The sequence below is a fragment of the Streptococcus sp. 68 genome, from assembly GCF_013277415.1.
GTDB lineage: Bacteria > Bacillota > Bacilli > Lactobacillales > Streptococcaceae > Streptococcus.
Genome location: NZ_VMMX01000020.1, coordinates 49416 through 59509 on the forward strand (window position 1 = coordinate 49416; position 10094 = coordinate 59509).

The window sequence follows — 10094 nt, forward strand, 5'->3', positions numbered from 1 at the left end:
GTAGGCTCTTGTTTTCTATGTCCCCTCGTAGTCAGCAAGACCTTGAGCATTTTAGAAAGAGGAATCTATGTCTACGAAATATATTTTTGTAACTGGTGGTGTGGTGTCGTCTATTGGGAAAGGGATTGTGGCAGCAAGTCTGGGTCGTCTCTTGAAAAATCGTGGTCTGAAAGTAACCATTCAAAAGTTTGACCCTTATATCAATATTGATCCGGGAACTATGAGCCCTTACCAGCACGGGGAAGTTTTTGTGACAGATGACGGAGCTGAGACAGATTTGGACTTGGGTCACTATGAACGTTTCATCGATATCAATCTCAACAAATATTCCAACGTGACAACTGGGAAAATTTACAGTGAAGTTCTTCGTAAGGAACGCCGTGGAGAATACCTTGGGGCAACTGTTCAGGTCATTCCTCATATCACAGATGCTTTGAAAGAAAAAATTAAGCGTGCCGCTCTAACGACCGACTCTGATGTCATTATCACAGAGGTTGGTGGAACAGTAGGAGATATCGAGTCCTTGCCATTCTTAGAGGCCCTTCGTCAGATGAAGGCAGATGTGGGTGCGGATAATGTCATGTACATCCATACAACCTTGCTTCCTTACCTCAAGGCTGCTGGTGAAATGAAGACCAAACCAACTCAACACTCTGTAAAAGAATTGCGTGGATTGGGAATCCAACCAAATATGTTGGTTATTCGTACAGAAGAGCCGGCTGGTCAAGGAATTAAAAACAAACTGGCCCAGTTCTGTGATGTGGCACCAGAAGCCGTTATCGAGTCTTTGGATGTTGAACACCTTTACCAAATTCCATTGAACTTGCAGGCTCAAGGTATGGACCAAATTGTCTGTGATCATTTGAAATTAGACGCACCAGCAGCAGATATGACAGAATGGTCAGCCATGGTGGACAAGGTCATGAACCTCAAGAAACAAGTTAAAATTTCCCTTGTCGGTAAGTATGTTGAATTGCAAGATGCCTACATTTCTGTGGTTGAAGCCTTGAAACACTCTGGTTATGCCAACGACGCAGAAGTTAAAATCAATTGGATCAATGCCAATGATGTGACAGCAGAGAATGTGGCAGAGCTTTTGTCTGATGCGGACGGAATCATTGTACCAGGTGGTTTTGGTCAACGTGGTACAGAAGGGAAAATCCAAGCCATCCGCTATGCGCGTGAAAATGATGTTCCAATGTTAGGTGTCTGCTTGGGAATGCAGTTAACTTGTATCGAATTTGCTCGTCACGTTTTAGGTCTTGAAGGTGCCAATTCTGCAGAGCTTGCACCAGAAACAAAATACCCTATCATTGATATCATGCGTGATCAGATTGATGTTGAGGATATGGGTGGAACCCTTCGTTTGGGACTTTATCCATCTAAGTTGAAACGTGGATCTAAGGCTGCGGCTGCTTATCACAATCAAGAAGTGGTGCAACGCCGTCACCGTCACCGTTATGAGTTTAACAATGCCTTCCGTGAGCAGTTTGAGGCAGCAGGCTTTGTCTTTTCAGGAGTTTCTCCAGACAATCGCTTGGTCGAAATTGTGGAAATTCCTGAAAATAAATTCTTTGTAGCGTGTCAGTATCACCCTGAACTGTCAAGCCGTCCAAATCGTCCAGAAGAACTCTACACTGCCTTTATTACTGCAGCGGTTGAGAACAGTAATTAGCAAAACCAGAACCTTTGAGAACAATCTCAGAGGTTTTTTTGCATACGATGGATATTGCAGTATATCTGAGGTAGGAGTCCTCTGTGTGTACCTGCTACCCTTGAAATCAATAGCGACTCCCTCTTGCCCTGTGCTAGTGAATGGATTTATCAGTATATTGAAATAAAATCTGAACAAATTAATTCGGAGAGCCAAATCAATTTATAGAAATATTTTAGCAGTTAAGGTGTACTGTTATAGATTCAATACACTATACTTTTTTAATTTATACTCTTCGAAAATCAAATTCAAACCACGTCAGCTTCACCTTGCCGTACTCAAGTACAGCCTGCGGCTAGCTTCCTAGTTTGCTCTTTGATTTTCATTGAGTATTAATCCACCATATCTGCAGAATACTCTTTCAGTTTCATTCAGCCTAGTCTTGCTTAGGAAAAAAGCAAAAAGCCATCCCATTCAGGATAGCTTCTTGGTTCTTAGATTTGTTCTGCAAAAACCTTTTCAGCAAGGTTCATAGCGTGGTCTGATACACGAGTGTAGTGTGAGATGATGTCGATAAAGTTGACCCCAGCTTGTGTTGAACATTCGCCTTTATTGAGGCGTTTGATGTGAGTTTTTCTGAGAACACGTTCTATCTTATTGATTGCTTCATGACGTTCTACAAGACTGCGTGCTTTTTCAATGTCATTGTTTTCCACACTATACAGAGCATCTTTGATAAAGTCACTAGTTTGACGGTAAACTTCCTCTAATTCTTTCAAGGCGGCATCAGAAAATTCAACATTTTTCCGTTGAAGATAGTCAGTCAGATTGAGTAGAGCCTCCGCGTGGTCTCCAATCCGTTCCAAATCACGGGAGGAATCAAGGATATTGGTGAGCACTTCGCTTTCTTTTTGACTGAGAGCTTCGCTTGAAAGGGCAATGAGATAACGTGTTAATTGCTCATCGATGGTGTTAATGGCTTCTTCGGTTTTATGCCCTTTTTCAGCAACTTTTTCATCCAAGTCAATGATATACTGATAGGAAAGGTCAAAGGCTTTGGCAGCGTAGTTTCCTAAGTGCAAGAGCTCTTTCTTAGCATTTCCGAGAGCGATAGATGGGGCTTGTTTGATGAAGTGTTCATCAAGATATAAGGGTTCGTATTTGACAACCTCGTCCTCTCCAGGAATAATCTTGGTTACAAAGTAAGCCAGAGCTCCGATAAATGGAAATTGGACAATGGTATTGGTAATATTAAAGGTTCCGTGAGCAAAGGCGATGGTCATTTCCGGTGCTAGATTTAGCGTGGTTTCAAACCAATGAATCAGGGCTGTAAAAGGAACTAGAAAAATAACGCAGACGACTGTTCCGATAACGTTGAAGGCAACATGAGCTCCTGCTACCCGTTTAGCTGCAATATTAGCACCTAAAGAGGCAATGATGGCTGTAATGGTTGTCCCGATATTGTCACCAAATAGAACTGGCAAAGCTCCTTGCAGGTCAATGAGGTTGCTGGCGTAGAGGTTTTGTAAAATCCCGATGGTAGCCGAGGAAGCTTGAATCAGTAAGGTCAAGCCGGTACCGACAAAGACACCCAAAACAGGATTCTTACTTAGCTCAATCATATAGTCTTTAAAGACCTGTAAATCTTTGAGTGGAGCCATTGCGCCACTCATGAGATTGAGGGCAAAAAAGATACCACCGACACCAAAGAGGATGCGTCCGATATTATTGACTGTCCGATTTTTTGTAAAGAAGAGGCAGACAGCACCGATAAAGAGCATAGGCAGGGCATAGTCACCTAGTTTAAACCCAATAAGAAAGGATGTGACTGTTGTCCCAATATTAGCCCCCATGACAATCCCGATAGCCTGACGTAAGGTTAGGAGACCGGCACTGACCAGACCGACTGTGATAACTGTTACACCAGAACTAGACTGAATTAGAGCAGTCATCCCAATACCAACCAGAACTCCAAAGAAAGGATTACTAGTATACTTGTCAATGTAAAAACGAAGGCGATCTCCAGCAGCTTGCTGCAAACCGTCTCCCATGGTCTTGATACTATATAAGAATAGCCCTAGACCACCTAAAAAGTGAAATAAAATTTCCTGCCAATTAATGGACATTTCTTTTTCCTCCGAAAAATAATAACGGAATTTCTCCTATTCTATTTTAAAGGATAAAAGTAAATCTAACAAGTGTTAAGCTAAGATTTTAGAAAGAAAATTCGTGAGAAAAGGCCTTAATTATATTAATTTTACCAATTTCTAACCTAGATATAGATATTTCCTTTTATATATTGACATTTAAAAGAAATATTTTAAAATTAGGGAGAAATTATCTTAATCCCTGTGATTGGGATAAAAATTTTACGAAGAAAGTTAAGCGCTTTCTTTAAAATAATAAAATCAATCTTTTAGGAGGAGAAAATGAAGAATTCATTTTTTGAAAGACGTTGTCGGTACAGTATTCGTAAGTTATCAGTAGGAGCCTGCTCGCTGATGATTGGGGCTGTTTTATTTGCTGGTCCAGCCTTGGCAGAAGAAACTGCAGTTCCTGAAAATAGCGGAGTCAATACAGAGCTTGTTTCAGGGGAGAGTGAGCATTCGGCCAATGAAGTTGATCAGCAGAATGAAGGAGAACATGCTAGAGAAAATAAGCCAGAAAAGGCAGAAGGAGTAGCGACAGCATCTGACACTGCTTCGCCAGCAAGCAATGAAGCTGCAACTACTGAAACTGCAGAGGCAGTAAGCGTAGCTAAATCAGAGGAAAAACCAAGTGAGGTGGCTGCAGAAACACCATCTGCAGAAGCAAAACCAAAGTCTGACAAGGAAACGGAAGCAAAGCCTGAAGCAACTAGCCAAGGAGATGAGTCTAAGCCAGCAGCAGAAGCTAATAAGACTGAAAAAGAAGTCCAGCCAGATGTCCCTAAAAATACGGACAAAACATTAAAACCAAAGGAAATCAAATTTAATTCTTGGGAAGAATTGTTAAAATGGGAACCAGGTGCTCGTGAAGATGATGCTATTAACCGCGGGTCTGTCGCCCTCGCTTCACGTCGGACAGGTCATTTGGTTAATGAAAAAGCTAGCAAGGAAGCAAAAGTTCAAGCCCTATCAAACACCAATTCTAAAGCAAAAGACCATGCTTCTGTTGGTGGAGAAGAGTTCAAGGCCTATGCTTTTGACTATTGGCAATATCTAGATTCAATGGTCTTCTGGGAAGGTCTCGTACCAACGCCTGACGTTATTGATGCAGGTCACCGTAACGGGGTTCCTGTATATGGTACACTCTTCTTCAACTGGTCTAATAGTATTGCAGATCAAGAAAAATTCGCTGAAGCTTTGAAGCAAGACTCAGATGGTAGCTTCCCAATTGCCCGTAAATTGGTGGATATGGCCAAGTATTATGGCTATGATGGCTATTTCATCAACCAAGAAACAACTGGGGATTTGGTTGAACCTCTTGGAGAAAAGATGCGCCAGTTTATGCTCTATACCAAGGAGTATGCTGCTAAGGTAAACCATCCAATCAAGTATTCTTGGTACGATGCTATGACCTATAACTATGGACGTTACCACCAAGATGGTTTGGGAGAATACAACTACCAATTCATGCAACCTGAGGGAGATAAGGTTCCAGCAGATAACTTCTTTGCTAACTTTAACTGGGATAAGGCTAAAAATGATTACACTATTGCAACTGCCAACTGGATTGGTCGTAATCCTTATGATGTATTTGCAGGTTTGGAATTGCAACAGGGTGGTTCCTACAAGACCAAGGTTAAGTGGAATGACATTTTAGATGAAAATGGGAAATTACGCCTTTCTCTTGGTTTGTTCGCCCCAGATACCATTACAAGTTTAGGAAAAACTGGTGAAGATTATCATAAGAATGAAGATATCTTCTTTACAGGTTACCAAGGTGATCCTACTGGCCAAAAACCAGGTGATAAAGATTGGTATGGGATTGCTAACCTAGTTGCGGACCGTACGCCAGCAGTAGGTAATACTTTTACTACTTCTTTTAATACAGGTCATGGTAGAAAATGGTTCGTAGATGGTAAGGTTTCTAAGGATTCTGAGTGGAATTACCGTTCAGTTTCAGGTGTTCTTCCAACATGGCGCTGGTGGCAAAAATCAACTGGCGATAAGTTGAAAGCAAGCTATGATTTTGAAGATGCTTATAATGGTGGAACTTCTCTCAAATTTGCAGGGGATCTTTCAGGTGCGACCAAGCAAGATGTGAATTTGTACTCTACTCGCTTGAAGGTGACAGATACCACCAAATTGCATGTTGCCCACAAAGGAGGCAAAGGGACCAAGGTTTATGTAGAATTTGCAACCAAGAAAGATTATACCTACGGTGATGAAGCTGCCCGTAAAGAATTGACAGTTTCAGATAACTGGACTACCGATGATTTTGATTTGAGTGCCTTGGCAGGTAAAACAATTTACGGTATTAAACTCTATTTTGAAAATGATAAAGACTTAAAAGGTTATCAATTTAACTTGGGGCAATTGACCATCAGCAATAATCAAGATGCTCCTCAGGCACCAACCACAGTAGCTGTAGCCAAACAAGTCCTAAAAAATGCCCAAGAAGCAGAAGCAGTCGTGCAATTTAAAGGCAACAAGGATGCAGATTTCTATGAAGTTTACGAAAAAGATGGAGACAGCTGGAAATTACTAACTGGCTCATCTTCTACAACTATTTATCTACCAAAAGTTAGCCGTTCAGCAAGTGCTCAAGGTACAACTCAAGAACTGAAAGTTGTAGCAGTCGGTAAAAATGGAGTTCGTTCAGAAGCTGCAACCACAACCTTTGATTGGGGCATGACTGTAAAAGATACCAGCCTACCAAAACCATTAGCTGAAAATATCGTACCAGGTGCAACAGTTATTGATAGTACCTTCCCTAAAACAGAAGGTGGGGAAGGCATAGAAGGCATGTTGAATGGTACCATTACCAGTCTGTCAGACAAGTGGTCTTCTGGACAATTAAGTGGTAGTGTGGATATTCGTTTGACCCAGCCACGTACAGTTGTTAGATGGGTGATGGACCATGCTGGAGCTGGTGGAGAATCTGTAAACGACGGTTTGATGAACACCAAAGATTTTGACCTCTATTATAAAGATGCGGATGGTCAATGGAAGTTGGCTAAGGAAGTCCGTGGCAATAAAGCCCATGTTACAGATATTACCCTTGATAAACCAATCACAGCTCAAGATTGGCGCTTGAATGTTGTCACTTCTGACAATGGAACTCCATGGAAGGCTATTCGTATCTATAACTGGAAAATGTATGAAAAGCTTGATACAGAAAGTGTCAATATTCCGATGGCCAAGACTGCAGCTCGTACTTTAGGCAATAACAAGGTACAAGTTGGCTTTGCAGATGTACCAGCTGGAGCTACCATTACCGTTTATGATAATCCAAATTCTCAAACTCCGCTTGCAACCTTGAAGAGCGAAGTTGGAGGAGACCTAGCAAGTGCACCATTGGATTTGACAAATCAATCTGGTCTTCTTTACTATCGTACCCAGTTGCCAGGCAAGGAAATTAGTAATGTCCTAGCAGTTTCTGTTCCAAAAGATGACAGAAGAATCAAGTCAGTCAGCCTAGAAACAGAACCTAAGAAAACAAGCTACGCCGAAGGGGAGGATTTGGACCTTAGAGGTGGTGTTCTTCGAGTTCAGTATGAAGGAGGAGCTGAGGACGAGCTCATTCGCCTAACTCACGCAGGTGTATCAGTATCAGGCTTTGATACGCATCATAAGGGAGAACAAAATCTTACTTTACAATATTTGGGACAACCAGTAAATGCGAAGTTGTCAGTGACTGTCACTAGCCAAGATGAAGCAAGTCCGAAAACTATTTTGGGAATTGAAGTGAGTCAGGAACCGAAAAAAGATTACCTAGTTGGTGATAGCTTAGACTTGTCTGAAGGACGCTTTGCAGTGGCTTATAGCAATGACACCATGGAAGAACATTCCTTTACTGATGAGGGAGTTGAAATTACTGGTTACCATGCTCAAAAGACTGGTCGTCAAACCTTGACGCTTCGTTACCAAGGTCATAAAGTCAACTTTGATGTTTTGGTATCTCCAAAAGCAGCATTGAACGATGAGTACCTTAAACAAAAATTAGCAGAAGTTGAAGCGGCTAAGAACAAGGTGGTCTATAACTTTGCTTCACCAGAAGTAAAAGAAGTCTTCTTGAAAGCAATTGAAGCGGCTGAACAAGTGTTGAAAGACCATGAAACTAGCACCCAAGATCAGGTTAATGACCGACTTAATAAATTGACAGAAGCTCATAAAGCTCTGAATGGTCAAGAGAAATTTACGGAAGAAAAGACTGAACTCGATCGCTTAACAGGTGAGGCTCAAGAACTCTTGGCTGCCAAACCAAACCATCCTTCAGGTTCTGCCCTAGCCCCACTTCTTGAAAAGAACAAGGTCTTGGTTGAAAAAGTAGATTTGAGTCCAGAAGAGCTTGCGACAGCGAAACAGAGTCTAAAAGATCTGGTTGCCCTATTGAAAGAAGACAAGCCAGCAGTCTTTTCTGATAGTAAAACAGGTGTTGAAGTACACTTCTCAAATAAAGAGAAGACTATCATCAAGGGCTTGAAAGTAGAGCGTGTTCAAGCAAGTGCTGAAGAGAAGAAATACTTTGCTGGAGAAGATGCTCATGTCTTTGAAATAGAAGGTCTAGATGAAAAAGGCCAAGACGTTGATCTCTCTTACGCTTCTATTGTGAAAATTCCAATTGAAAAAGATAAGAAAGTGAAGAAAGTCTTCTTCTTACCTGAAGGAAAAGCAGCAGTAGAATTGGCTTTTGAACAAACGGATAGTCATGTCATCTTTACAGCACCACACTTTACTCATTATGCCTTTGTTTATGAATCTGCTGAAAAACCACGAGTAGAATCTAATGGTGCAAATGACCTTGTTACTATCTCAACTAAACCAGAACAACAAAACACAGTCCTTTCAAAACCTACTAATCAACCTCCTTCTGATAAACAAAAGGCTCCTAAATTGGAAGTTCAAGAGGAAAAGGTTGCTTTTGACCGTCAAGAGCATGAAAATGCTGATATGCTAGTTGGGGAACAACGAGTCATCATACAGGGACGAGATGGTCTGTTGAGACATGTCTTTGAAGTTGATGGGAACGGTCAGCGTCGCCTTCGTTCAACAGAAGTCATCCAAGAAGCGATTCCAGAAATTGTTGAAATTGGAACAAAAGTAAAAATAGAACCAGCAGTAGTAGCTACACAGGAAAAATCAGCTCAAAATACAGCAGTTAAATCAGAAGAAGCAAGCAAACAATTGCCAAATACAGGGACAGTTGCTACAAATGAAGTCTTAATAGCAGGATTGGCCAGCCTTGGCTTTGCTAGTTTAGCCTTGACATTGAAACAGAAAAAAAGAAGATGAAGATTAAATAAAAGATTTTTTTTTTTTTTTGGGGTATAATAACTTTAAAATTATTTTTTTTGAAAGGTTTTGTATTTATGAAAAATAAGATGTTTAGTGGGTATACTTTGCGCAAAAAATATGCTTTAAGAAAATTGACAGTTGGACTTTTTAGTGTAGCTGTTGGTTTGTTGAGTATTGGTCTTGTCGATGGTGTCAATTTTATTATGAATGACGATTATGGGACTGTTTATGCGGCTGAAAATTTTCATAGTATTGAAGTTGTCAATTATTATGATTATGATACTATTTATGAAGGTGATTCAAATTTGACAAAAGGTGACCATGAAGATGGTAGACAAGGTGAGAGTGGTAAACAAATCTTTGATATCGAACATGGTCTTAGTTCATCACCAATCTATAGTTTAGGTGATAATCTTAACGAAATCGTCTATCGACCTTATGAAGTGATCAAAGATAATAGGTCTAAACTTAAAGAACATTATGGTGATGGGAGTACGGGAGGGTGGGACTCTAATTATCCAGCCACTTATGATGAAATCCTAGCTGAGACTCGCACCCATAAGAAAATCTTGATTGACGATAATATTGAAGAGCCTATTTATAAGGATGACGGGACTGTTATTTTACCTCGAACTATCATTTCCAAAGTTGGTGTTAATTATCAAGGTTCTTCGTCTGAATATCTTTTTACTGAATCTGTCGAAAAAGAAGCTATTTCAAAAATCATTAAAGTTGGTAATGTGGAGAGGGTTCCTATTTCCAAAATAGCTGTAGAGACCGAATATGTTGCTAATAACACTTTGAATTACGGTGTTAGAAATATTAAATCTAATGGTAAAGAAGGTTTGCGTGAAAATGTAACGACTTATGAAGTCAATAAGTTCACTGGTGATTTGAGTAATCCAACTACTGTTGAAAATTATGTTCCGATGGAGAAGAAGGTTGTTGAAGTTGGGACTAAAGGTGATGTGGTTTTTACTAAAGTCGGAAACGATGTT

4 protein-coding genes are annotated in these 10094 nt (G+C 40.5%); 3 read left to right on the forward strand and 1 reads right to left on the reverse strand.

Annotation, left to right across the window (positions count from 1 at the left end):
• Positions 1-67: 67 nt before the first annotated feature.
• The gene (locus HT720_RS10020) at positions 68-1675 is read left to right on the forward strand and encodes a CTP synthase (RefSeq protein ID WP_173276058.1); all 1608 of its coding nucleotides are present in this window, start codon (positions 68-70) and stop codon (positions 1673-1675) included.
• 473 nt (positions 1676-2148) lie between these two features.
• On the opposite strand, the gene HT720_RS10025 is transcribed toward HT720_RS10020, so the two are convergent.
• On the reverse strand, positions 2149-3780 hold the full coding sequence (locus HT720_RS10025) for a Na/Pi cotransporter family protein (protein WP_173276060.1): 1632 nt from the start codon (positions 3778-3780) through the stop codon (positions 2149-2151).
• 303 nt (positions 3781-4083) lie between these two features.
• Here HT720_RS10025 and HT720_RS10030 point away from each other — a divergent pair, with 303 nt between their 5' ends.
• Positions 4084-9093 (forward strand): bacterial Ig-like domain-containing protein, encoded by a 5010-nt coding sequence (locus HT720_RS10030; protein ID WP_173276062.1) that lies wholly within the window; start codon positions 4084-4086, stop codon positions 9091-9093.
• Positions 9094-9182: 89 nt separating this feature from the next.
• Positions 9183-10094, forward strand: a 912-nt coding sequence (locus HT720_RS10035) for a G5 domain-containing protein (RefSeq protein WP_173276064.1), incomplete at its 3' end; no start/stop codon positions are given.

Coding starts and splice junctions, on each gene's coding strand:
- HT720_RS10025 (WP_173276060.1), bottom strand. CDS start 3,780: ATGTCCATTAATTGGCAGGAAATTTTATTTCACTTTTTAGGTGGTCTA.
- HT720_RS10020 (WP_173276058.1), top strand. CDS start 68: ATGTCTACGAAATATATTTTTGTAACTGGTGGTGTGGTGTCGTCTATT.
- HT720_RS10030 (WP_173276062.1), top strand. CDS start 4,084: ATGAAGAATTCATTTTTTGAAAGACGTTGTCGGTACAGTATTCGTAAG.